The 23,069-nt window shown below is 72.2% G+C and carries 24 protein-coding genes; 14 read left to right on the top strand and 10 right to left on the bottom strand.

All coding sequences use genetic code 11. The features are described 5' to 3' along the window. Positions 1–2: 2 nt before the first annotated feature. The 3 genes from FPZ12_RS02940 to FPZ12_RS02930 are packed head-to-tail and all read left to right on the top strand — an operon-like array spanning position 3 to position 2,124. Positions 3–644, top strand: coding sequence for a VOC family protein (locus tag FPZ12_RS02940; RefSeq protein ID WP_144748154.1), 642 nt, complete (start codon positions 3–5; stop codon positions 642–644). Continuing rightward, a complete protein-coding gene (locus FPZ12_RS02935) occupies positions 641–889 on the top strand; it encodes a hypothetical protein (protein ID WP_144748153.1) in 249 nt (82 codons plus the stop codon). Before FPZ12_RS02940 ends, FPZ12_RS02935 begins: the two co-directional genes overlap by 4 nt. Then, entirely contained in the window at positions 886–2,124 is a 1,239-nt protein-coding gene (locus tag FPZ12_RS02930; protein WP_144748152.1) for an alpha/beta hydrolase, read from the top strand. Before FPZ12_RS02935 ends, FPZ12_RS02930 begins: the two co-directional genes overlap by 4 nt. 11 nt (positions 2,125–2,135) lie before the next feature. Here FPZ12_RS02930 and FPZ12_RS02925 read toward each other — a convergent pair whose 3' ends face one another. From FPZ12_RS02925 to FPZ12_RS02900, 6 genes are all read right to left on the bottom strand, one after another. Beyond that, positions 2,136–2,705: a hypothetical protein gene (locus tag FPZ12_RS02925; RefSeq protein WP_243769644.1), complete on the bottom strand. Its 570-nt coding sequence runs from the start codon at positions 2,703–2,705 to the stop codon at positions 2,136–2,138. Between the two features lie 107 nt (positions 2,706–2,812). Continuing rightward, the gene (locus FPZ12_RS02920) at positions 2,813–4,234 is read right to left on the bottom strand and encodes an acetyl-CoA carboxylase biotin carboxylase subunit (RefSeq protein WP_150980174.1); all 1,422 of its coding nucleotides are present in this window, start codon (positions 4,232–4,234) and stop codon (positions 2,813–2,815) included. After that, positions 4,231–4,659, bottom strand: coding sequence for an acetyl-CoA carboxylase biotin carboxyl carrier protein (locus FPZ12_RS02915; RefSeq protein ID WP_144748150.1), 429 nt, complete (start codon positions 4,657–4,659; stop codon positions 4,231–4,233). Before FPZ12_RS02915 ends, FPZ12_RS02920 begins: the two co-directional genes overlap by 4 nt. Positions 4,660–4,860: 201 nt before the next feature. Beyond that, the gene (gene accA / locus FPZ12_RS02910; protein WP_144748149.1) at positions 4,861–6,501 is read right to left on the bottom strand and encodes an acetyl-coenzyme A carboxylase carboxyl transferase subunits beta/alpha; all 1,641 of its coding nucleotides are present in this window, start codon (positions 6,499–6,501) and stop codon (positions 4,861–4,863) included. A gap of 13 nt (positions 6,502–6,514) precedes the next feature. Continuing rightward, complete coding sequence (locus FPZ12_RS02905) at positions 6,515–7,681, bottom strand: nucleotide disphospho-sugar-binding domain-containing protein (RefSeq protein ID WP_144748148.1); 1,167 nt, start codon at positions 7,679–7,681, stop codon at positions 6,515–6,517. A gap of 3 nt (positions 7,682–7,684) precedes the next feature. Continuing rightward, complete coding sequence (locus tag FPZ12_RS02900; RefSeq protein WP_208025711.1) at positions 7,685–8,098, bottom strand: nuclear transport factor 2 family protein; 414 nt, start codon at positions 8,096–8,098, stop codon at positions 7,685–7,687. A 134-nt stretch (positions 8,099–8,232) separates the two neighbouring features. Here FPZ12_RS02900 and FPZ12_RS02895 point away from each other — a divergent pair, with 134 nt between their 5' ends. From FPZ12_RS02895 to FPZ12_RS02860, 8 genes are read left to right on the top strand one after another with little or no spacing between them, the layout of a single operon-like run. After that, complete coding sequence (locus tag FPZ12_RS02895) at positions 8,233–9,183, top strand: aromatase/cyclase (protein ID WP_144748147.1); 951 nt, start codon at positions 8,233–8,235, stop codon at positions 9,181–9,183. Continuing rightward, entirely contained in the window at positions 9,176–10,681 is a 1,506-nt protein-coding gene (locus tag FPZ12_RS02890; RefSeq protein WP_208025710.1) for a class I adenylate-forming enzyme family protein, read from the top strand. Before FPZ12_RS02895 ends, FPZ12_RS02890 begins: the two co-directional genes overlap by 8 nt. 18 nt (positions 10,682–10,699) lie before the next feature. After that, positions 10,700–11,002: an antibiotic biosynthesis monooxygenase family protein gene (locus FPZ12_RS02885; RefSeq protein ID WP_144748146.1), complete on the top strand. Its 303-nt coding sequence runs from the start codon at positions 10,700–10,702 to the stop codon at positions 11,000–11,002. Continuing rightward, the gene (locus FPZ12_RS02880; RefSeq protein WP_144748145.1) at positions 10,999–11,760 is read left to right on the top strand and encodes an SDR family NAD(P)-dependent oxidoreductase; all 762 of its coding nucleotides are present in this window, start codon (positions 10,999–11,001) and stop codon (positions 11,758–11,760) included. The genes FPZ12_RS02885 and FPZ12_RS02880 overlap by 4 nt, the downstream gene beginning before the upstream one ends. Next, positions 11,760–12,506, top strand: coding sequence for an SDR family NAD(P)-dependent oxidoreductase (locus FPZ12_RS02875; protein ID WP_144748144.1), 747 nt, complete (start codon positions 11,760–11,762; stop codon positions 12,504–12,506). Before FPZ12_RS02880 ends, FPZ12_RS02875 begins: the two co-directional genes overlap by 1 nt. 22 nt (positions 12,507–12,528) lie before the next feature. Next, positions 12,529–13,677 (top strand): cytochrome P450 family protein, encoded by a 1,149-nt coding sequence (locus tag FPZ12_RS02870; protein WP_144748143.1) that lies wholly within the window; start codon positions 12,529–12,531, stop codon positions 13,675–13,677. Further along, the gene (locus FPZ12_RS02865; protein WP_144748142.1) at positions 13,674–14,906 is read left to right on the top strand and encodes an FAD-dependent oxidoreductase; all 1,233 of its coding nucleotides are present in this window, start codon (positions 13,674–13,676) and stop codon (positions 14,904–14,906) included. Before FPZ12_RS02870 ends, FPZ12_RS02865 begins: the two co-directional genes overlap by 4 nt. Before the next feature lie 3 nt (positions 14,907–14,909). Then, a complete protein-coding gene (locus FPZ12_RS02860) occupies positions 14,910–15,680 on the top strand; it encodes a cyclase family protein (RefSeq protein ID WP_144748141.1) in 771 nt (256 codons plus the stop codon). A 53-nt stretch (positions 15,681–15,733) separates the two neighbouring features. Here the strand turns inward: FPZ12_RS02860 and FPZ12_RS02855 are convergent, their stop codons facing one another. The 3 genes from FPZ12_RS02855 to FPZ12_RS02845 are packed head-to-tail and all read right to left on the bottom strand — an operon-like array spanning position 15,734 to position 18,470. Beyond that, positions 15,734–15,997, bottom strand: coding sequence for an acyl carrier protein (locus FPZ12_RS02855; protein ID WP_144748140.1), 264 nt, complete (start codon positions 15,995–15,997; stop codon positions 15,734–15,736). Positions 15,998–16,008: 11 nt separating this feature from the next. Next, positions 16,009–17,211 (bottom strand): beta-ketoacyl synthase N-terminal-like domain-containing protein, encoded by a 1,203-nt coding sequence (locus tag FPZ12_RS02850; protein ID WP_144748139.1) that lies wholly within the window; start codon positions 17,209–17,211, stop codon positions 16,009–16,011. After that, positions 17,208–18,470, bottom strand: coding sequence for a beta-ketoacyl-[acyl-carrier-protein] synthase family protein (locus FPZ12_RS02845; RefSeq protein ID WP_144748138.1), 1,263 nt, complete (start codon positions 18,468–18,470; stop codon positions 17,208–17,210). The genes FPZ12_RS02850 and FPZ12_RS02845 overlap by 4 nt, the downstream gene beginning before the upstream one ends. 183 nt (positions 18,471–18,653) lie before the next feature. Here FPZ12_RS02845 and FPZ12_RS02840 point away from each other — a divergent pair, with 183 nt between their 5' ends. The 3 genes from FPZ12_RS02840 to FPZ12_RS02830 are packed head-to-tail and all read left to right on the top strand — an operon-like array spanning position 18,654 to position 21,129. Continuing rightward, positions 18,654–19,337 carry a cyclase family protein gene (locus tag FPZ12_RS02840; protein ID WP_144748137.1) on the top strand — a complete coding sequence of 228 codons (684 nt, stop codon included), beginning with the start codon at positions 18,654–18,656 and terminating at the stop codon, positions 19,335–19,337. Further along, positions 19,334–20,281, top strand: coding sequence for an ABC transporter ATP-binding protein (locus FPZ12_RS02835; protein ID WP_144748136.1), 948 nt, complete (start codon positions 19,334–19,336; stop codon positions 20,279–20,281). The genes FPZ12_RS02840 and FPZ12_RS02835 overlap by 4 nt, the downstream gene beginning before the upstream one ends. Continuing rightward, positions 20,278–21,129, top strand: coding sequence for an ABC transporter permease (locus FPZ12_RS02830; protein ID WP_144748135.1), 852 nt, complete (start codon positions 20,278–20,280; stop codon positions 21,127–21,129). The genes FPZ12_RS02835 and FPZ12_RS02830 overlap by 4 nt, the downstream gene beginning before the upstream one ends. 302 nt (positions 21,130–21,431) lie before the next feature. On the opposite strand, the gene FPZ12_RS02825 is transcribed toward FPZ12_RS02830, so the two are convergent. Then, positions 21,432–23,042 (bottom strand): FAD-dependent oxidoreductase, encoded by a 1,611-nt coding sequence (locus FPZ12_RS02825; protein ID WP_144748134.1) that lies wholly within the window; start codon positions 23,040–23,042, stop codon positions 21,432–21,434. Positions 23,043–23,069: the final 27 nt, after the last annotated feature.

Genomic DNA, 23,069 nt, shown 5'->3' with positions numbered 1-23,069 from the left:
AAATGACGGAGCTGGAGCACCGCGTGCAGGGGGTCGACCACGTCGCCTTCCCGACGTTCGACCCGGCCGCGACCGTCCGCTTCTACCGGGACGTCCTCGGCTTCCCGGTCGTCCACTCGATCTGCGCGGCGGGCTGGGGTCCCGAGGACCACCCCGACTTCATCCACTTCTTCTTCGATCTGGGCAACGACGACCGGATCGCGTTCTTCTACTACTTCGGCACCGCGCCCGAGGTCGGCGGGCCTGCCGGGGAGAAGGGCGACGTCTACGGCCGGTTCGGCGCGGACGTCCCGGAATACTTCGTGCGCTCGCGGCACCTCGCGATCCACGTGGAGAGCGAAGAGGATCTCCTCGAATACCGGCGGCGCCTCGACGCCAGCTCATGGCCGGTGGAGATGCAGATCCAGCACGAGACCATCGAATCGATCTACACCCACGATCCGAACGGCTACTTCTTCGAGATCACCCGCGCGATGCGGCCCGTCACGCCGCAGGAGGACCTCGACGCGAACCTCACCATCGACGCGCTGCTGGACGTCGTCGCCGAACCGGAGCCGACTTTCGGGAAACTGCTGGCACGCAAGGCGGAACTGATCGTCGAACGCGCCGCGGAGTGGACGGCGCCGTCGGAGGCGGGCCGATGACCGTGCTCTACGTCCTCGACGTCCCGGAGAACACGGCCGTCGCGAAGGTCGCCGGACAGGACGCGGCCGTGACGGTCGGCCAGCTCGGGCCGTATTTCGCGATCAGCTCGGACGGGCCGATCGTGATCGACCGCCGGGCCACCGGCTGCCGGCACGCGGTCTGGTATTCGTGCATCGCCGGGGTTTCCCGCGATTCCCGGATCACCCAGCACGACAAGGACGCGCTGCGCGTGGAGCGCCGATGAGCGCTCCGGCCGGCCTCGGGCAAGGCCGGTATCTGCAGGCGGGGGAGCGGCCCGCGCCGACGGTCACCTCCGTGCACGAACTGACCACATCGGACGGTGCGACGGTCAGCGGCGTGCTCGCCACGGTGCCGGGCGCGGAGACCGTGGTGTGCCTGATGCATCCGCGGCAGGACCTGACGCACCACCCGATGGTGCCCCTGCTGCTGCAGGCCGGCGTCGCGGTGTGGACCCAGCACACCCGCTCGGTGAACAACGACCTGAACCTGATCCACGAGCAGGCCCTGCTCGATATGGCCGCAGGTCAGATTTTCTTGCGGGACAAGGGTTTCGACCACGTCGTGCTGCTCGGCCACTCCGGTGGCGGGACGCTGTTCGCGTTCTACGCCGAGCAGGCCGGGCTGCCGGTGTCCGACCGGATCGCGCTCACCCCGGGCGGACGTCCGGTGAAACTCGCCGAAGCCACCATGCCGGAGCCGGATGGCGTCGTGTTCCTCGCACCCCATCCCGGTCAGGGCAAGCTCCTGCTGTCGTGCATCGATCCCTCGGTGGCCGACGAGAACGATCCGCTGTCGGTCGTGCCGGAGCTGGACCCGTGGAACCCCGCGAACGGTTTCGTGGAACCGCCGGGGAGTTCCCGTTATCCGGCGGACTTCCTGCGCCGGTACCGCGCCGCGCAACACGACCGCGTCGCGCGGATCGACGCCGTCGCCCGCGAAGCGCTGGCCCGCACGGCGGAAGCCCGCGCGGCCTTCCGTGAGAGCGGTGCCGCCGCGGACCGGCGACGCGCTCTCGCGCCGAAGATCATGACCATCTTCCGCACCGACGCAGACCCGCGCACCGTCGACCTCTCGCTCGACCCGAGCGAACGGCCGTACGGCTCGCTGTTCGGCAAACGCCCGGACCTGATCGACTACGGCCAGGTCGGTTTCGGCAGGCTCACCACCCCGGAGGCCTGGCTGTCCACGTGGTCGGGCCTCAGCTCGAACGCCGACTTCGTCCGCTGCGCGCCGGGCGTCACCGTCCCGGCGCTGTTCCTCGAACTCACCGGCGACCAGGCGGCATTCCCCGCCGACACGCGACGGATGATCGACGCGCTCGGCGCGCCGGACCGCACTGTCGCGACCGTCCGCGGCCTCCATTTCGGGGGCGCGATCGCCGAGGGTGAACCCACCGGGAACCAGCTCGCGGCGCAGGAGATCGCCGGTTGGCTCGCTGACCGGTTTCCCCTCGCCTGACAACGGAATGTTCAGCGCAGGGTGGCGACGAATCTCTCCAGCTCGCGGCCGAGGACCGGCGAGGCGAAGGTTTCGACGACGTCCATCCTCGCCGGGCACACGGGAAAGTCCCGGCATACCAAGGGAATCGTGACGCGCAGGCTGTGCCACAGGTGCGCGGCCGGGAGCGCGCCGAGGATCTCCTTGACCTCGAACGCGGAACTCCCGGTGAGGATGTCGGCGAGGAACTTCGGGAACCCGAGCCGGAGCAGGGCCGTGCGCGTCGGGATTTGCGCGAGCCGGGCGTAGGCGGCGGGGTCGAGGCTTTTCGACGCCGCGTCGAGGCACACGCACAGGCCGTGATGGCGAACCCGGCGGCGCCACGGGACTTCGTCGATGAGGTCGTCGGCGAGACGGACGTAGAAGCCGTGGTGGTCGAAGACGAAGGCGAGCGCGTCACCGGCGATGACCGACGGGTCCCGGCTGAGCGAGACCCTGGCACGGCGGCGGCGTTCGGCCCTCCGGCCGGTGGGTGGCGGGCCTTCGAAGGCGCGCGCCGGCGGGAGGTCGGGCTCGGGCGATCGGGGCGGGGGAACCGGCATCGGGAGGACAGGATCGGGTGCGCGGAGGGTCTGCCGTCGCCGGTGAGTCGCCACCTCTCAACGTTAGGAATCAGGACGAAGACAGTCACTCACGCATTCCGGTTCGGTCAGCCGCGCGGAAGTGACTCCCCGCGTTGTTCTTCCTGCTTTTGAGGTAACCGCGTGGGTTCCGAACGGGTGGTGCCGTCCTCCGGCCCGGCGAGGAGCCGGGTGTCGTGGCGCGCTTGGACGAACCGCGGATCGGATAGCACCCCGGCGAGGAAGTCCGCGGTGGTGCGGATCCCCGGCCCGGCGACGCGGAACTCGGCCAGCGCCGCCCGCATCCGGGCCAGCGCGGTGTCCCGGTCCGGTCCCCAGGTGATCACCTTCGCCAGCAGGGAGTCGTAGGCCGCCGGGATGCGGTAGCCGGGGAAGGCGTGCGTGTCGACGCGGACGAACGGGCCCGCGGGCGGCGCGAACTCGGTGAGCGTGCCCGGCGCCGGGGCGAAGCCGTGCGCGGGGTCCTCGGCGTTGATCCGGCACTCGACGGCGGCGCCGCGCGGCGTGATGTCCATCTGGGACAGCTGCTCGCCTGCCGCGATCCGGAGCTGCTCGGCCACCAGATCGACGCCGGTGACCTCCTCGGTCACCGGATGCTCCACCTGGATCCGGCAGTTGACCTCCAGGAACGAGAACCGGCCCGCACCGTCCACGAGGAACTCGAAGGTGCCGGCGCCGGTGTAGCCGGTCTCCAGCGCGGCACTCAACGCGGCGCCCGCCATCCGGCCGGTCACCTCGGCGGGCAGTCCCGGTGCCGGGGTCTCCTCGATGAGTTTCTGGTGTCTGCGCTGGACGGAACAGTCACGCACGCCAAGGTGGACGCCGTTGCCGTGACCGTCGCACAGCACCTGCACTTCGACGTGGCGCGCGCCGGTGAGGTACCGCTCCAGGTAGACCCGGCCGTCGGCGAAGAGGGCGCGCGCGTTGGCGGTGGTTTCGGCGAAGGCCGCGGCGAGGTCGCCGGGCCGCCACACCACGCGCAGCCCGCGGCCCCCGCCACCCGCGACGGCCTTGATGATCACCGGGTACCCGATCCGGGCGGCGAGAGCGGTGGCCTCGGTCGCGTCGGCGACGGGTTCGACGGCGCCGGGCAGCAGGGGCAGTCCCGCAGCGGCCATCGCGGCGCGGGCCGCCGACTTCTCGCCGAGGAGGCGCATCACGTCGGCGGACGGCCCGATGAAGGTGAGCCCGCTGACGGCGCAGGCCTCGGCGAAATCGGCGTCCTCGGAGAGAAAACCGTAGCCGGGGTGGATCGCCTGCGCGCCGGTCATCCGCGCGGCCTCGATCAGCGCGGCGGCGTTACGATAGCTCGCGGAGCTCCGTGTCGGTCCGATGTGGACGGTCCGGTCGGCGAGCCGGGTGACGGCGGAGTCGCGGTCGGCGGTGGAGCACACGGCGACCACGGACAGGCCGAGCGCGCGGCAGGTGCGGGCCACGCGGAGCGCGATCTCGCCGCGGTTGGCGATCAGCACGGTGTCGAACCCGGTCACGACGCGGCCAGCTCCAGGAGTGGTTCGCCGTACTCCACGTCCGCGCCGTTGTCCTTGAGCACGCGCAGGATGGTGCCGTCGCGTCCGGCCGCGACGGGGATCGCCAGCTTCATCGCCTCGACGATCGCCACCTGCTGCCCGGCCGTCACCCGGTCGCCTTCGCGGACGAACGGCTCCGCGCCGGGGGAGGGGGCGCGGTAGAACACGCCGACGGTGGGAGCGACGACCAGGTCCTCGCCCGCGGCCTCGGGTTCCTCACGCGGTACGGCCGCCGGGCCGCCGCCGAAGTCGAGTTCGATCGCGACGCCCCCGGCCCGCACATGCAGCGAGCCAGGACGGGACCCGTTGTGCGCCAGCAGTTCGGTGACGGCTCGGGTGGCTTCGCGGAGTAGTTCGCAGGTGGCGTCGGCGGGTTCTCCGGGCATGCGGTGCCCTCCTTCGGTGGTCGTGAGCGGTGGTCGCGGGTGGGGCGCCGGTGGTTTGGTGGCGGGTCGGGTGGTGTCGTGGAGTAGTTGGCGGCTGGGGTCGGTGGGTTTTCGGTTATGCGGTGGTTCGTTCGGCGGTCGTGAGTCGTGGTCGCGGGTGGGGTCGGCGGGATCCTTCCGCCGTTCGTCCTCCTCCGGCGGTCAGGGGGTGACCGGCACGGGCGTGCCGAAGCGGCGGAACCGGTCGTGGCGGCGGGCGGCCAGTTCGGCGCGAGGCAGGGCCATGAGTTCGTGCAGTGCCGCGGAAAGCGCCGCGCGGAGGTTCGCGGCGGTGCCGGCGTGGTCGTCGGGGGCGCTTTCCGGGATCACCCCGTCCACCACCCCCAACCGCACCAACCGTGGCGCGTCCAGGGCCAGGGCGTCGGCCGCGCGCGGGGCCGCGGCGGAGTCGTGCCACAGGATCGCCGCGCAGCCTTCCGGGCTGATGACCGAGTACACGGCATTCGCGCAGAGGAACACGCGGTCCGCGACGGCCAGCGCGAGCGCACCGCCGCTGCCGCCTTCGCCGGTCACCACGGCCACGGTCGGCACCGGCAGGCCCGCCATCAGCCGCAGGTTCTCGGCGATGGCCATCGCCTGCCCGCCCTCCTCGGCTTCGATCCCGGGGTGGGCGCCGGGCGTGTCGACCAGCGTGACGACGGGGATCCCCAGCTTCGCCGCCATCCGCATCAGCCGCGCCGCTTTCCGGTAGCCCGCGGGCGAAGCCATGCCGAAATCGCGGGCGGACAGCTCGGCCGCGTCGTGTCCCTTCTGTGTGCCGACGACCATCACCGGCGTGCGGCCCAGCCACGCGAAGCCGCCGACGACGGCGGGACAATCCTTACCGTGGCGATCGCCGTGCAACTCCGTGAACCCGTCGAAGGCGTGCGCCAGGAAGTCCATTGTGGAGGGACGAGCGAGATCGCGCGCCCGGCGGACCGCTTCCCAGGCGTTCCCCTCCGGCAGCGAAGCAGGATCGGTCACCACACCGTGCCCCGGATCCGGGGGCGGCACTGCGCCGGAGCCCGCCGCGAGCAGCTCCCCCAGCCGCGCGCGAAGCTCGCCGCGCGGGCAGACCAGGTCGATCAAACCGTGTGCCAGGAGGAATTCCGCGGTCTGGAAGCCGTCCGGCAGCGGTTGCCGGATCGTCTGCTCGATCACCCTGGGCCCGGCGAAACCCAGCCGGGCGCCGGGCTCGGCCAGCACGACGTCGGCGAGCGTGGCGAAGGACGCCGCGACACCGCCGAAGGTCGGGTCGGTGACCAGCGAGACGGTGAGCACCCCGGCCTCGTCCAGTTCGCCGAGGACCTGGGCCGTCTTGGCCATCTGCATCAGCGACAGCGCGCCCTCCTGCATCCGGGCCCCGCCGGACGCGGTCACCATCAGCAGCGGGATCCGGTGCGCCAGCGCCAGTTCGCCCGCGCGCGTCACCAGTTCGCCGACCGCGCTGCCCAGGCTGCCGCCGAGGAACCGGAAGTCCATCGCCACGGCCACGACCGGCCACCCGCGGATGCTGCCGGTGGCGCACACGGCGGCCTCGTCGAGACCCGTCCGCGCCCTGGCCTCCGCGCGGCGTCGCGGGTAGGGGACGGTGTCGGTGAACTCCAGCGGGTCGGCGTCGCCGGACGGCGGGCCGGGTACCTCGGCGAAACCCTTGTCCAGCACCAGATCCAGCCGTTGCCAGGCGGTCAGGGGCAGATGGAACCCGCACTCGGGGCACACGTGCAGCGCACGCGCCAGACGCGGCGCGTAACAGATGGTCCGGCATCGCGAGCACAGGATCCACCGGGCTGGCCCAGACATCTCGTCCTTCCTTTCAGACCCACTGGGAGACCGTGTCGGCGAGCGTGGGCTGCTCCAGGATGTGCTGCCGCAACCCCCGTGCCGCCTCGTGCAGGCCCAGTAGTTCTCCGAACTGCGTGGCGATGGCGGCCTCCGTCGCGTCACCGGCGGCCAGCTGCCGCCCGGCGCCCGACGCGGCGAGCTGTTCCCCCGCCAGGATTTGTTCGTGCAGCGCGGGAATCAAGAGCTGCGGAACCCCGGCGAGCGCGGCGGTCAGGAGGGTCCCCGCGCCGCCCTCGTGCACGATCGCGGTGCACGACTCCAGCAAGGCACGCAAGGGAAACCAGCCCGCCGCGGTCACGTTCCCCGGCAGCGCGCCGAGTTCCGCCACGTGCTCGTCGGAGGCCGCCACGACGACTTCCACGTCCTCGCCCGCCAGCGTCCGCAGTACTTCCAGTGCCGGGAATTCGCGGTTGCCCGACAGCTGGTCCACCGTGTTCCCCCAGGTCACACAGACCCGCGGCCGTAGCGGGGGAGCGAGCGCGCGACCGCCGTGGTCCGGCCCGTTGTAGGGCACGTAGCGAGCCGGGGCCGCCGGGCGTGACAGCGGCAGCTGCAGCCGAGGTGGACAGATGTCCAGGCACAGGTCCTCGCGGACGGCTTCCGCCGGCACGCCGTGCTCGGCCAGCAGCGCGTGCAGGCCAGGCGTCCAGTCGTCGTAAAGGCCCAGATGCCCGGCGCTGTCGAGGCCCCACAGGTGCCGCACCGAACGCGCCCCGGCGGCGCGCGCGGCGATCGCCCCGGCGAAGGTGATCGGATCCCAGACCACGACCTCGGCGCCCCACTCCTTCGCCAGCTCCACCGTGTCGCCGGTCATCGCCCGCGCGAGCGCGCCGTAGACGTCGAGCACCATCGTCTTCGGATCGGCCGGCCCGGCGAGCCGCTCCGCGTCGTGCGGATCCATCCCGCTCAACCGGCCTCGCGCGTCCTTCGCCAGCGCGAGCCTGCGCCGGAACTCCCCGGCCAGATCGAAGTCGGTGCCGACATAAGCGGCGGGCAGGCCGGTGGCGGGCAGCAGTTCGCGTAACGCGGGCTGCCCGGCGACGAGCACCTCGTGCCCGGCCGTCCAGCACGCCCACGCCGTCGGCACCATCGGGAAGAAGTGCGAAGGCCACGCCCAGACCACGAACAGCACTCGCATGGGTCAGCCGTCCCTGGTGACCCGGCGGTACCGGACCCGCCAGCCGGAATCCCCGCGGACCAGCACGTCCTCGCAGACGCACGCCTGGTTCAGCCGCGATGGGCCACCGGCCGGGGTCACGATGATCAGCGCGTAGCAGCGCACCCACACGGTGCCGTCCTCGGCGGGCCGGACTGTGAGCATTCCGTGCCAGTGCCGGTGCTGTTCGCCCTTTTCCGCGCGTTCGGCCGCCGCCTTCGCGGCGCCGTCGGCGATGTTCCGGCGGCCGCTGATCACGCGCCCCGGCGGGGGCGGCTCGAAGGTGCCGTCTTCGGTGAAGGTGGCCGCCCACCCGGCCGCGTCGCCGTCGTCGAGCAGGTGCATGTGCTCGGCGTAGAACTGCTGGATTTCGGTGTACCGCTCGGTGTCCCCGTTCACGGCAGCGAGGCTCGCAACCGGCGATCAAGCGCCGCCGGAATTCCGGCCGAACGGCTCTCCGTCACCGCTCGGCGCCCGCTCGACGGCACCGGGCGAGCGTGGCTGCGGCGAACAAGCTCGGACAGGAGGGGTTCATGCCGGAGAACCAGCGCGAGGTCGTGACCGGCGACGTCACCGTCGCCGCGACCGCGGACGCGGCGTACGCGACCGTGGCCGACCTGTCATCGTGGCCCCAGTTCCATCCGCCCGCCGTGCACGCCGAGGTGCTCCGGCGCGATCCGGGCGGCACCCTCGTACGGCACTGGGCGGTCACCGGCCGGGCCTCGGCGCGGACCTGGCAGGCGCGGTGGGAGTTCGACCCGGCGGCACGCCGGATCCGGTTCTCCCACGAGACACCACCGGCACCACTGTCCACTTTGGAGGGCGAGTGGGTGTTCGCCGACGAGCACGAGGGCACCTGCCGCGCCACCCTGAGCCACACCCTGACCTACCCGCCGGGCGACGAAGCCCGCGTCCGCGACCTCGTCCGGGGAATCGCACGGAACACCGAAGAGCTTCTGCAGACGGCCCGCGACACCGCCGCGCGGCGCGAGGAGCTGCGCTCGCTCGTGATCACCTTCGAGGACACCGTGTTCATCGCGGGTTCGGTACACGACGCGTACACCTTCCTGTACGACGCCGCTGCGTGGCCGGACCGGCTGCCGCACGTCGCCCGGCTCGAGCTGGAGGAGCCGACGCCCGGCATCCAGTTCTTCGACATGGACACCAAGGCGCCCGACGGATCCACGCACACCACGCGATCCGTGCGCGTCTGCCGCGCGCCGCACCTGATCGTCTACAAGCAGACGGTCACCCCGGCGCTGCTGGACGCGCACACCGGGCGCTGGTCGTTCGTGGAGACGCCGGAAGGCGTGCTCGCCTCGGCCCGGCACACCGCGACGATCAAACGCTCCGCGCTCGGGCTGCTCGGCGTGGGCACGACTGTCCGGGACGCGCGGCGCTACCTGCGCAAGGCGCTGAGCACGCACAGCGTCCGCAACCTGCAGCTGGCCAAGGAATACGCCGAGGAGCGGGCCGGTGACTGACGTACGTCCCGCCGCCCGGAAGCTGTCCGTGCCGGCGATCCACATCGACCAGCGACTTCGCCAGACGGCGGAGCGGCTGCCGTCGCGGCCCGCGATCCGGTGCGGCGAAACCACTTTCACCTACGCCGAGCTGGAGGCCGCCGTTTCCCGGCTCGCCGCGAAACTGAGCGAGAGCACCGGGCCCGGCGCCGTGATCGGCGTCGCGAACATCCTCGACCCGGCGTTCGCGGTGGCCTACTACGCGATTCTGCGCAGTGGCAACACGGTCGTGATCCTCAACCCGCTGCAGAGCGAGCGAATCCTCACGCACGTCCTGCAAGCCGCCGAGGCCGGGCTCGCCTTCGTGACCGACGAGATGCGCGCACGCCTGTCCGGCGGGGACACCGAGCTGGTGCCCGTTGCGGCGGCACTCGAACCGTCCCAGGTTACAGCCGGAAAACCCCGTCGTACCAAGGCGGAACCTCCGGCGTGCGTGTTGTTCACCAGCGGCACCACCGGGTTGCCCAAGGGCGTGCTGCTCTCGCACCGCAACCTCGTGGCCAACGCCGCCCAGACCGCCCGCGCGCACCGGCTGAGCGCGAACAGCCTGACGGTGAACCATCTTCCCGCGTATCACCTGATGCACCTGAACTCCGCGGTGTGGGCGGGCGCCACCCAGGTGCTGTGCACCGACCCGGATCCCGTCGTGGCCACCCGGCTCGCGGGACAGGTGCAGGCGACGCACTACTACAGCCTGCCGGTGCGGCTGGCCCGGCTTGCCCGCGACGCCCGCCTGCGCGAGCTGCGGCTGGACACCGTGCGGGCGGTGCTGTCCGGCGGGGCCGCGCTGCCACCGGCGGCGGCGAGCGCGCTCACCGACCAGTTCGGCGTGCCGGTGATGCAGGGGTACGGGCTGGCGGAAACCTCGCCCCTGACCCATTGCGACGAACCGCCGTGGCCCCGGTACGGCTCGGTCGGCCCGCCCGTCGCCGGGACGGAATGCCGGATCGTGGACGTCGGCACCGGCGCGGTGCTGCCCGCCGGCGAGAAGGGCGAGGTCCAGGTCCGCGGCCCGCAGGTGATGCTGGGCTACCTGGATCCGGCGCAGCCGTCCCCGGTCGACGCGGAGGGCTGGCTGTCCACAGGGGACATCGGCCGGGTCGACGACGAGGGCTACCTCTTCCTCGTCGACCGGATCAAGGACGTGTTCAAGTACGACAACCACCTCGTGGCCCCGGCGGAGATCGAGGCGGTGCTCGCCGGGCATCCCGGGGTGGCCGACTGCGTCGTCGTGGACACCCCGGACCCGCTGCACGGCGGGGTGGCGAACGCGCTTGTGGTGCCACGCTCGGCGGACGTCGGCGCCGCCGGGATCACCGAGTTCGTGAACGCCCGGGTGCCGGAGTTCCAGCACCTCGCGCGGGTGGTGCTGACCGATTCGATCCCCCGGGGCCCCGGCGGGAAGACCAGGCGCGGGCAGCTGCGGGACTTCTTCCGCGAACCCGCGGCGAGCGACTGAAAGGCGAGGTGCACCACCGTGGTCACATTGGTCAACAAGCTGACGGTCACCGGGGACACCGGTGAGTTCACGCGGATCCTCGAGAAACTGACCGAGTTCATGCGGGCGCAGCCGGGGTATCTGTCCTCGGAGCTGCTGCGCTCAGTGCGGAATCCCCAGATATATCTGGAAGTCGCGCGCTGGGAGACGGCCGGCGCGCACCGCGCCGCGGTCACCAGCGACGGGTTCCGGGAGCGGGTCGCCGGGCTCGGCGCGCTCGCCACCGTCGATCCCGACGTGTACGAAATCCTGCACGAGAACGTGGGAACGGCGGGCCGATGACGGGCGGCCTCGAAGGACGGGTCGCGCTCGTCACCGGATCCAGCCGGGGCATCGGCGCCGCGATCGCGCGGGAGCTGGCGGCGCGCGGCGCGCTCGTCGCGGTGAACTACCGCCGCCGCGAGGCCGACGCGGACAAGGTGGTCGCCGAGATCGAGGCGGCGGGCGGGCGCGCGCTCGCGGTCGGCGCCGACGTGACCAGCAAGGCCGAGGTCCAGGAGATGGTCAAGCGGGTCGGCGAAGAGCTCGGCCCGATCGGGATTCTCGTGCTGAACGCGCACGGGTTCGACGAGTCCATTCGCGACTTCCCGCTGGACGTGGACGTGGAGGATCTGGCGGGCATCGTGTCCGGCCAGATCCGGGCCGCGCTGCTGGCGGTGCAGGCCTGCGTGCCGGGCATGGTCGAACGCGGTTCCGGCTCGGTGGTCATGATTTCGGCGCTGCAGGCGCGGGACCCGTGGATCCGCTCGATCACGCACGGCACGGCGAAAGCGGCGATGGAGGCGATCGCGAAGTTCCTCGCACGCTACCTCGCCCCGGACGGAGTCCGGGTGAACACGGCGATCGCGGGCGTGACCCGCACCGAGTCCTCCGCGCAGATCCGCCCGGAACGGCTGGCGGCCGCCGTCGAAATGGTGCCGATGAAACGCATGGGCGAGCCCGAGGACATCGCCCGGCTCGTGGCCGCGCTCGCCTCGGACGACGCCGCCTACGTCACCGGGGCCTTCGTGCCCGCGTGCGGCGGGGCGCTGATCTTCTGATGGAGCTGGGACTTGCGGGCCGCGTAGTACTGGTGACCGGCGCGACCGGGGAAATCGGCACGGCGATCGCGGAAGCCTTCGCGGGCGAGGGCGCCCGGGTCGCGGTGGCGTACCACCACGACAAGGACGCGGCGGCCGCGCTCGCGTCGCGTCTCGGCGGGACGGCGGTTCCCTACGACCTGGCCGACCCGGATTCGCCGGCCGGCACGTTCGACGCCGTGGCCGAGCGGCTCGGCCCGGTGGAGGTGCTCGTCGCCAACGCCATGCGCTGGGGCCGCCGCCGCGGGCCGGACGAGCGGTTCGAAGACGTCCCGCCCGCGGACTGGATGCCGGTGATCACGGAGAACCTCGCGCCCACCATCCGGACCGCGCAGCTCGCTGTCGGCGGGATGCGGAAGGGCGGCTGGGGCCGGATCGTCCTGGTCTCCTCGCACGTCGCCACCGACGGCCACCGCGGCCAGGAGTTCTACGGTGCCACCAAATCCGGCCTGCACGGCTTTGCGAAAAGCCTGGCCTGGGACGCCGGCCAGGACGGCGTCCTCGTCAACGTCGTCAGCCCCGGGCTCACCCTCACCCGGCGGGTCGCCACCGGCCTGCCCGAAGCCGTGCGGGCGCGGGAAACCGAGCGCACCGCGACCGGGCGGCTCAGCCGCGCGGCCGACATCGCCGCCGCCGTCGTGTTCCTGTGCTCGGCGGCGAACCAGAACATCACCGGAGAGGTGCTCACGGTCGCCGGCGGCCGGTGACACGCCAAGGAGGCCCGATCCCATGCCCACCGCACCCCCGGCGGCCAACGCCTACGGCCCCGGCTTCCAGCTCGACCCGTTCCCCACCCTCGCGCGGCTGCGCGCCGAGGCGCCGGTCAACCGGATGACGCATCCCGAGGTCGGCGAATGCTGGGTGGTGATCCGCTACCCGGAAGTGAAAGCGCTTTCCGCCGACCCGCGGCTGCGCAAACCGCAGAACCCCAAGGACGGCAACTCCCTCAACAGCCCGCCACCCGTGCACACCCGGCTGCGGAAGCTGGTGCAGGCCGCGTTCACCACGCAGCGGATGGAGGCGCTGCGCGGCTGGACCGAGCACATCACCGAGCGGCTGCTGGACGGGATGGCCCGCCAAGGCGAGGTCGACCTGCTGGAGGCGTTCACCGACCCGATGCCCGTCGCGGTGATCAGCAGGCTGCTCGGCGTGCCGGACGAGGAGCTGGCCGAGGTGCACCGCTGCGCCCGCGGCTTCCTGACCGAGACCGAAGCGCTGCGGGACGAGATGTTCGGCGTGGCGCACCAGTACGTGGTCAGCCTGGTGGCGCGCAAGCGCGAAAACCCGGGCGACGACGTGACCAGCGCGCTCATCGCCGCTCGCGACGGCCACGACCGGCTCGACGAGGACGAGCTCGTGCGGATGGTGATGGCGTTGCTGGTCAACGGGTCCATCACCACCACGACCGTGCTCGGCACCGGCACGAACCTGCTGCTGACCCACCCGGACCAGCACGAGCTGCTGCGGCGCCGTCCCGCGCTCGTGCCCGGCGCGGTGGAGGAGATCCTGCGGATGGAGGCGCCGATCGGCGCGATCACCTGGGAGGCCGCCGAGGACATCCCGGTCGGGGACGAGGTGATCGCCGCGGGGGACTACGTGATGACCTCCGTGCAGGGCGCCAATCGCGACCCCGGCTGGTTCACCGACCCCGACCGGTTCGACATCACGCGCAGCCCCAACCCGCATCTGACGTTCTCGCACGGCATCCACCATTGCCTCGGCGCGCCGCTCGCGCGGATGGAGGCGCGGGTGGCCTTGGGCGCGCTGCTGCGCCGGTTCCCCGGGATGCGGCTCGCGGGCGCGCCTTCGTGGCGGGACAGCTACGTGGTGCGCGGCCTGACCCGGCTGCCGGTCGACGTCGGCACTTCAGCGTCATGACCGAACTCGACGCGGACGTGTGTGTCGTCGGGGGTGGCCCGGCCGGGCTGACCCTCGCGCTGTTGCTGGCCCGCAGCGGCGTGAACGTGGTGGTGCTGGAGCGCAGCGCGGAGCTGAACCGGGCGTACTGGGGCGAAATCCTGCAACCGGGCGGGCTGGCGATCCTCGACTCCCTGGGCGTGCTCGGCCCGGCGCGGGAGCGCGGCGGGCACGAGCTTTCCCGGTTCCAGTTCCTGGAGCACGGCAAGGCGTTGCTGGACATCGACTATCGCGCCTTGCCCCGGCCGCACAACTACCTGCTGAGCATGCCGCAACGCCATCTGCTGGCGGCCTTGCTCGACGCCGCCCGGCCGTACGGCAATTTCCGGTACCACGACCGTAACCGGGTCACCGAGCTGATCCGCGAAAACGGCCGAGTGCAAGGCGTCGTGGCCCGTGGCCCGAGTGGCAACACCGTCGTGCGGGCGCGCTGGGTCGTCGGCGCGGACGGCCGGTTTTCCTTGCTGCGGCGCCTCGCCGGGATCCCGCACGGACGCCAGGACGTGTTCGACTTCGACGTGGTGTGGGTGAAACTCCCGGCGGCGGCGGAGACCTTGCCGTACGCCCGGATCCTGCGTTCCGGCGGCAGCCCGCTGCTGACGTACCCCTCGTGGCCGGACAGTCTCCAGCTGGGCTGGACGGTGCCGCACGGCGGGTACGCGCGGATGATGGCCGAGGGCCTGGACCAGGTCAAGGCCGAACTGGCGCGCTCCGCCCCGCCGTACGCGTCGCTGATCGACGCCGCGATCACGAGCGTCGCCGATCTGTCCTTATTGGACGTTTTCGCCGCGCGGGCGCCCCGCTGGTCGGTGCCGGGCCTGGTGCTGATCGGCGACAGCGCGCATACGCACAGCCCGATCGGGGCGCAGGGCATCAACCTCGCCATCCAGGACGCCGCCGTGCTGCATCCCTTGCTGCTGAAGGAACTGCGCGCCCCGGGCGCCGGTGCGGTCGAGGAGTTCGAGCGGCGGCGCGGCCCGGACATCGCGCGCGTGCTGCGCGTGCAGGCCATGCAGGCGCGGGGGATGAACTCGGGCGGCAGGGTGGCGCGGTTCGTGCGCCCGAAGGCCACCCGGATCCTCACGCGCACCCCGTTGTTCGGCCGGATCACCCGCGAGATCGTGCACGGGAACCCCGGCATCCGGGTGGCTGCCGAGCTGTTCCGCCCGCCCGAACCCGCCAAGGAGTAGCCCGTGCGCCTCATCGACCTGTCCAGCCCGGTGGACGCGGCCGGCTTCGAGCCGAACCCCGTCCGGCACGAGATCCTGTCTCCCGCCGAGGGGGCCCGGCACATGAGCGAGGAGATGCGCGCCGGGTTCGGGCTGGAGCTGGCCCCGGAAAGCCTGCCCGATGCGGAGTTCCTCTCCCTCGACACGCTCACCCTCACCACCCACACCGGCACCCATGTGGACGCCCCGTCACACTACGGATCCCGTGCGGCGTATGGGAAACCGCGGAACATCGACGAGCTGCCGCTGGAGTGGTTCACCGGCCCCGGCTGCGTGCTGGACGCGACCGCCGAGCCGGTGGGCGCGCTGGACGCCGGCTGGGTGCGCCGCGAGCTGCGGCGCATCGGGCACGAGGTGCGGCCGGGGGAGATCGTGCTCCTGCACACCGGCGCGTCGGCGCGCGACGGGCAGCCGGAGTACTTCTCGGAGTTCACCGGCCTCGACGCCTCGGCCGTGCACCACCTGCTCGATCTCGGCGTCCGGGTGATCGGCACGGACGCGTTCAGCCTGGACGCGCCGTTCTCCCACATCATCCGGAACTACCGCGACACCGGGGATTCGAGCGTGCTCTGGCCCGCGCATTTCGCCGGCCGCGAGCGCGAGTACTGCCAGATCGAACGGCTCGCGAACCTCGGCGCGCTGCCGGAACCGGCGGGATTCCGGTTCTGCTGTTTCCCGGTGAAGATCAAGGGCGCCGGCGCGGGCTGGGCCCGCGCGGTCGCTTTCGTGGACTGAACGCGCAACGCCGCCGGTGGCCGGGGTTTCCCGGCCACCGGCGGCATTGCGCGTCAGGCGATGGGCGCGTCGGCGAGGACTTCGTTGACCAGCGCCCGGAAATCCGCGACGGTCACCGCCCCGGCGAGCCGGTCCTCCGGGATGGCCGCGCCGAACTCGCGCTCGATCCGGGTGCCGGCCTCGATCAGCACCAGTGAGTCGAACCCGAGGTCGGCCAGCGTGGTCTCGGAGTCGTCCCCGGCCAGTTCCAGGTCCTCGTCCTCGCCCGCCGCCTCGCACAGGATCCGCAACGTGGTCGGTACGTCGATGCTGGTCATGTCCGTTCCTTTCAGTCGGCGTCCGGTGCCGTGAGCACCAGCGCGGAGTGGAAACCCCTGGCACCACGGGCGAGGACGAGCGCGCGTCGCCCCTCCCACGGCCGGGCCCTGGTGGTCACGAGGTCGAGCTCGTAGGCCGGGTCGGCCTCGGCGACGGCCCCCGCCGGAGGCAGCACGCCGTCGCGGAACGCCAGCAGCGCGGTGACCACATCCACTGGCGCGCCACCGGAAGCGAGGCGGCCGATGCCCGCCTTCGGGGCCGCGACCGGCACCCCGCGCGGCCCGAACAGGCCGGTGATCGCGCTCGCCTCCGCCAGGTCCAGCGCCGGAGTTCCGCCGGCGTCGGCGAACACCGCGTCGATGTCGCCCGGCGACAGCCCGGCGTCCGCCAGTGCCTGCGCCGCGGCCCGTCGCAGGCCCGCGCCCGGAGCGCCCGGCCGTCCGTCGAACGCCGCGCCGTGCCCGGTGATCCGGCCGTAAGGCTTCCCGCGCGCGGCGGATTCCGGTTGCACCACAAGGATCGCGCCGCCTTCGCCGGGCACGTACCCGCAGGCGTCCGTGCTGAACGGCAGGAAAGCCCGCTCCGGCCTCGGTTCCCGGCTCACGTCGCGGTTCGCGAGATGCGAAGCGTGGCCGTACGGCGAGCGCGAGCTTTCCATGCCGCCGGTGAGCACCACGTTCGCGCCGGATCGCACCTGGCGCAGCGCGTTCCCGATCGCGTCGAGCCCGCCCGCCTGCTCGCCGACGAACACGCCCGCGGGGCCCCGTGTCGCATGGCGGATGGAGATCTGGCCCGCGTTCACCGCGTAGAACCAGGCAAAGGACATGTAGGTGCTCACGTACTTCGGGCCGTGGCTCCACAGCTCCTGCAGCTGCCGTTGCCCGTACTCGAACCCGCCGAACGCGGCCGCGGTGCTGATGGCCGCCCCGGCGAGGTCCGCCGGCGCGAGCCCGGCTTCGGCCACCGCCCAGTCGGCCGCCGCCAGCGCGAACTGGGTCATCCGGTCGGTCTGCGCGATCAGCCGCCCCGGCAGGTGGTCGGCGGGGTCGAAGGCAGGCGCCTCACCGGCCAGTGTGACCGGCCACCCGGTGGCGTCGAACCGGGCGGCCGGGCGGATGCCGAGCTCCCCGGCGCGCGTGGCACTCCAGAACGCGTCGGTGCCGAGCCCGGTCGGCGCGATCACGCCGAGCCCGGTGACCACCGCCGCGGTCACGCCCGGCCCCGCAGCACCATCGCGCTCTGGAAGCCGCCGAACCCGCTGCCCACCGTCAAGACGGTGCGCAGCAGGGATTCCCGGGCCGTCACCGGGACGTAGTCGAGATCCAGTTCGGGATCCGGTTCGGTGAGATTCGCGGTCGGCGGGATCACGCCGTACTCGAGGGCGAGCGAGCTGGCGGCGATCTCGATCGCGCCGATCGCGCCCAGCGAATGCCCGAGCATCGACTTGACGGAGCTGACCGGCACCGTCGCGGCGTGTGCGCCGAGCGCGCGTTTGATCGCGGCGGTCTCGTGCCGGTCGTTCTGCCGGGTGGCGGTCCCGTGCGCGTTGACGTAGTCGATGCCCCCGGGCGCCGTTTCCGCGGTGGCGAGCGCGGTTTCCATGGCAGCGGCCAACTCCGCGCCGTCCGAGCGCAGCCCGGTCATGTGGTAGGCGTTGCAACGCGTGGCGTACCCGGCGATCTCGGCGTAGACGTGCGCGCCGCGGCGGCGGGCCGCCTCGTACTCCTCCAGTACCAGCACCGCCGATCCCTCGCCGAGCACGAAACCGCTGCGGTTCCGGTCGAACGGGCGCATCGCGTGCACCGGGTCGTCGTTGTGGGGCGAGGTGGCGCGGATGGCGTCGAAGCACGCCACCGTGATCGGCGAGATCGGCGCGTCGGTGCCGCCCGCCAGCATCACGTCGGCGCTGCCTTCGCGGACCAGCTGGCAGGCGTGGCCCACCGCGTCGATGCCGGACGTGCACCCGGCGGAGACGACGGTGGCGGGCCCGAGGGTGCCGAACCGGACGCCGACCTCCGCGGCGAGAGAGCTCGGCACGAAGTAGTCGTACTGGTGCGGCACGACGTAACCGGGGTCGATCTCCCAGCACCGGCCCTGGTCGCTGAGCACCACGTACTCCTCCTCCAGGCGCAGGGTGCAGCCGACGGCCGTGCCGATGCTCACCCCGGTCCGCTCGCCCAGCGCGCCGAAGTCGGCGCCGCTGTCGGCCACCGCCTCGTCGGCGGCGACGAGCAGCAGCTGCGCGGCGCGGTCCAGCCGCCGGATCTCCTGTACGGACAGGCCTTCGCGGGCCGGGTCGAACTCGCATTCGGCGGCCACCCCGGACCGGAACGGCGCGGGATCGAAGAAGCTGATCGGGCCGAACGCGGGGCGCCCGTCGGTGAGCCGCTGCCAGAACGCCTTGCGCCCGGGGTCTCCCGGCGCCACCACGCCGATGCCGGTGATCACGACCCGCCTGTGCGGAATGCCCATCTGGAGTTCTCCCTGCGGTCGATGCGGTGCCTGGCCCGACCGTGCCGCCGCGGCGTCGACGAGCCGTCGGGCGGCGGAAGAACCGGTTTCCGCCCCCGCTCGACCGGACCCGACGCGCGCTTTATCGCCCGTCGAGCCGCCACTGCGAGCGTTGGGCCCGACCACGAGAACCGGGAGGGCCGGATGCCGAACCAGCAACGGACGATCGTCGACCTGAGCCACTCGATCAGCCACGAGATGCTGAGCCACCCGTGGATGCCGAAACCGCGGATCACCGAGTTCATCAGCAGGGAACAGTCCGCGTCGTTCCTCGCGCCCGGCGTCACGTTCGCGCTGACCGAAGTGGAGCTGTGCGGGAACACCGGCACCTACGTCGACGCGCCGAGCCAGTTCCATGTGGACGGTGCCGACGTGGCGGCGCTCGAGCTGGAACGCATGGTGGACATCCCGATCACGGTCGTGCGAGTGTCCACGGAGGATCTGCCGGACGGCCGCTCGATCGGGCCGGAGGTGTTCAAGGGCCTGGAGCTGACCGGGCAGGCGGTGCTGGTCAACACCGGGCACGACCGGCACTGGGGCACCGGCGGGTTCTACAAGGACTCGCCATACCTGACCGCCGACGCGGTGCAGCTGCTGCTGGACGCCGAGCCGGGCATCGTCGGGGTGGACAGCCAGAACATCGACAGCGGCACGGACAACAGCAAGCCGGCGCAGAACCTGTTGCTGGGCGCGGATGTCTACCTGCTGGAATGCCTGACGAGGCTGGACCAGCTGCCCGACACCGGGGCGCGGCTGACCGTGCTGCCCGCGCCGATCGCCGGGGTCGGCAGCTTCCCGGTGCGCGCCATCGCGGTCCTGGACCGATGAGCGCACGCCCGGCCCTTTCGCCGGTGCCCGGGACCGTCCCGGCGGAGGCGGTGATCGACGTCAGCGACCTCTGGATGCGGTACGGCGCAACGGAAGTGCTCACCGGCGTGGGGTTTTCGGTGCGGCGCGGGGAGGTGGTCGCCCTGCTCGGGCCGAACGGCGTCGGCAAGAGCACGACGATCGAGATCCTGGAAGGGTTCCGGGTGCGCTCCGCGGGGCGGGTCGCCGTGCTCGGCGAGGATCCCGAGCGGGGTGGCAGGCGCTGGCGGTCGGAGATCGGCGTGGTGCTGCAGTCGTGGGCGGATCACGGACGGTGGCGGGTGCGTGAGCTGATCGCGCACCTGGGCGCCTACTACACGCCGTACGCCCGGCAGCCGTGGGATCCCGACGAGTTGCTGGAACTGGTCGGGCTCACCGGGCAGGCCCGGCAGAAGTTGCGGCGGCTCACCCAGGGGCAGCGACGGCGGCTCGACGTCGCGATCGGGCTGGCGGGCAGGCCGCGGCTGCTGTTCCTGGACGAGCCGACCGTCGGGTTCGACCCGCGGGCCCGGCACGACTTCCACGGGATGATCCGCAGGCTCGCCGAAACCGAGCAGACCACGATCCTGCTCGCCACGCACGACCTCGCCGAGGCCGAGCGATTGGCGCACCGGATCGTGCTGCTCGCGGGCGGGCGGATCATCGCGGACGGATCCGCGGCCGAACTCGCCCGCCGCGCCGGGGCCGCGGGGGAGGTGCGCTGGACGAGAGACGGGAGGCAGTTCCGGGAATCCACGCCCCGCCCGGCCCGCCTCGTGCACCGGCTCTACGCCGAGTACGGCGCGGACATCACCGAGCTGGAGGTCCGCCGCGCGACCCTGGAGCAGACGTACCTGACGCTGGTCGCGGACTGGGAGTCCGGCGGGGTCGCGACGGCGGACGCTTTCGTCGCGAGGCCACGATGAACGCGACCTGGGCACCGGTGCGGGCCGGGGTGCGGCACGGGCTGATCGAGCTGCGGCAGCTGTTCTTCGACAGTCATCACATCGTGGTCACGGCCATTTCCACCGGGATCTTCTTCGCCGCCATGGTGTTCACCCGCACGGTCGCGGTGCCGGGTACCGGGTTCCCCCTGGGCGTGATGATGCTGCCCGGGGTGCTCGGGATGACCCTCGGCATCAACGGCATCGCGACGATGGCGGGCAGCCTGGCCGTCGAACGCGAGGACGGCACGCTGCTGCGCGCGCGGACGGTCCCGGGCGGGGTCACCGGGTATGTCGTGGGCAAGGTGGTCATGCTGTCCTGCTCCACAGTCGTCACGGCGGCGCTGACCCTCGGCGTGGGTTTCGCGGTGTTCCCGGAGCTGGTGACACACGGGGCGGGAAGCTGGCTGACGCTGGTTGTGGTGTTGGTGCTCGGCCTCGCGGCCACCCTGCCGGCCGGAATCGTGATCGGCCCGCTGCTGCCGAACTCGCACAGTTTCGGGCTGGTGATGTTCCCGCTGTACGCGGTGGCGGCGACGTCCGGCGTGTTCTACCCGCTCACCCGGTTCCCGGAGTGGTTGCAGTACGTCGGGCAGGTGTTCCCGATCTACTGGCTGGGCCTGCTCGCGCGGTCGGCGCTGCTGCCGGCCGACCTGGCGGCCACGGAAATCGGCGGTTCGTGGCGATACGGCGCCGCGGTCGCCGTCCTCGCCGTATGGGCCATCGCGGGCGCGTCGCTCGCGCCGCCCCTGCTACGCCGGATGACGCGCCAGGAGTCCGGTTCGAAACTCCTTTCCCGCCGAGACAAGGCGATGCAGCGGGTGGGGTGAGAGTGTGCGCGACGGGCCGGGGCTCTGGGTGGGCCCCGGCCTATGCGGGGGTTCGGCTTTGCGGGGGTTCGGGTTCGTTTCTCGGGGAATTCCGCGGCGGAGACGGTGCTCCGGGCGGCGGCCGCCGGTTCCGTGCCCTGCGGCGCTCCGCTCCCGCTGGCATCACCCGCCCGGCCCCGGCTTTTGCGAGGGTCGGGTTCGGTCGCGCTCCGCTCCGCCGCGCCCGGACAAAGCCATCCACCGAGGCCGCCCGCCCACGCGAAAGGCCGGGGCTCCACCAGAGCCCCGGCCTCTCCGCGTCCTCAGATCCGTTCCGTCGTCCGGATCAGTCCCAGGCGCGCCGGCAGCGCGTCGAGGGCCTCGCGGTTCAGTCGCTGGCCGCGGGTGGACACGTAGCCGTCCGGTCGCACCAGGATCCAGGCGTCGTCGGGCAAGTGGAGTGAGGCGCGCAGCCTGCCGTCCCGGTCGGGCAGCGAACCGGCGTCCGAGCTGCCTCGCGAATCCATGGTCCGCACGGAAAGCCAAGCGCCATAACGGGTTCTGGCCGTGGCGAGCAACTCCCGCACGTCCTCGCCCGGCTCCGCGACGAGCAGACTCCACTGCGCCGCCCGGAGTTCCGCCGCGAGGGCGCGTTCGGCGGGTGACTCGGCCGGCCCGGCGACGCGGCAGGTGAGGCGCTGGCCCGGACGCGGCACCGGGCCGGGCGCGGAGTCCAGCGTCAGCGCGCTGGCCGAGTACTCCAGGTTCAACCCGGACACCGCGCCCAGCATCTTCGACTGCATCTTCCGGCGCAGCGGGGCGAGGTGGGAGACCGCGGCGAACACCACCGGCAGCGCCAGGTCCGCGACCGGGTTGCTCAGCTGCACGAACCGGGTGGCCTTGTCGGTCGACGTGAGCAGCTCGGCCCCGACTGGGACGCGCTCGGCGCCGTAGGTGTCCAGCAGGGCGTCCGCGGCTTGACCCCGGTGCACCATCGCCAGTTTCCAGCCGAGGTTGTAGGCCTCCTGGATCCCGGTGTTCATGCCCTGACCGGACGCGGGACTGTGCACGTGCGCCGCGTCCCCGGCCACGAAACACCGGCGGTCACGCATCCGCGGCACCATGCGCTGCTGCGCGGTGAACACCGACACCCACGCCGGCGGATGCACGAACGTGTGGCGGCCGAGCCCGGCGGTCAACTTCGTGGTGAGCCGGCCCGCGAGCCGCGCCGGGTCGCCGTCGTAGTCGACGTCGACGGTGTCGAGCATCCGCCACCGGCCCGGCTCGATGAACGGCACCGCCATCATGGTGGTGCGCCGGGCGCGGATCCAGTAGATGCTGTCCGGTGGCAGATCGGTCTCGACCTGCCCGTCCGCCAGCAGCCACGTCTGCCGCGACTCGCCGATCAGCGGCAGCTCCAGCACCGAGCGCACCGTGCTGTGCCCGCCGTCGCAGCCGATCAGCCAGGGCACCCGGCACCGCTCGGCGCGCCTGCCGTGTCGCAAGTGGACAGTCACCTCCTCGTCGTCCTGGTCGAAGGATTCCAGTCGCACGCCCCATTCCGGCTCGACGCCCTGCGCGCGCAGCGCGTCACGCAGGACCTCCTCGGTGACGATCTGGTCGATGGCCACGGTGAACGGGAACGCCGTGGGCATAGCGGTGTAGTCGGCCGCGAGCCGGGCGAGGCGCCGTCCGTCCCGGTACAGCGCGAAGCCGGTGATCCGCCTCCCGCGGCGCAGGATCTCGTCGGCCACGCCGAGCTGCGCGTAGACCTCCAGCGTCCGGGGATGGGTCGCGATGGCCCTGCTGGTGGTGGCCGGCCCGGGCGCGGCGTCCACGAGCCGCACGGCGATGCCGCGCCGGGCCAGGTCGAGCGCGGCGGTCAGGCCGACCGGCCCGGCGCCCGCGATGAGCACTTCGGTGGGAGAATCCATGTGCTGGCAACCCTTTCTCGTTCGCCC

Source organism: Amycolatopsis acidicola, assembly GCF_007713735.2.
GTDB lineage: Bacteria > Actinomycetota > Actinomycetes > Mycobacteriales > Pseudonocardiaceae > Amycolatopsis_E > Amycolatopsis_E acidicola.
Note: the sequence above shows the minus strand (reverse complement) of the source record. Positions and strands in the feature narration are given on the sequence as shown.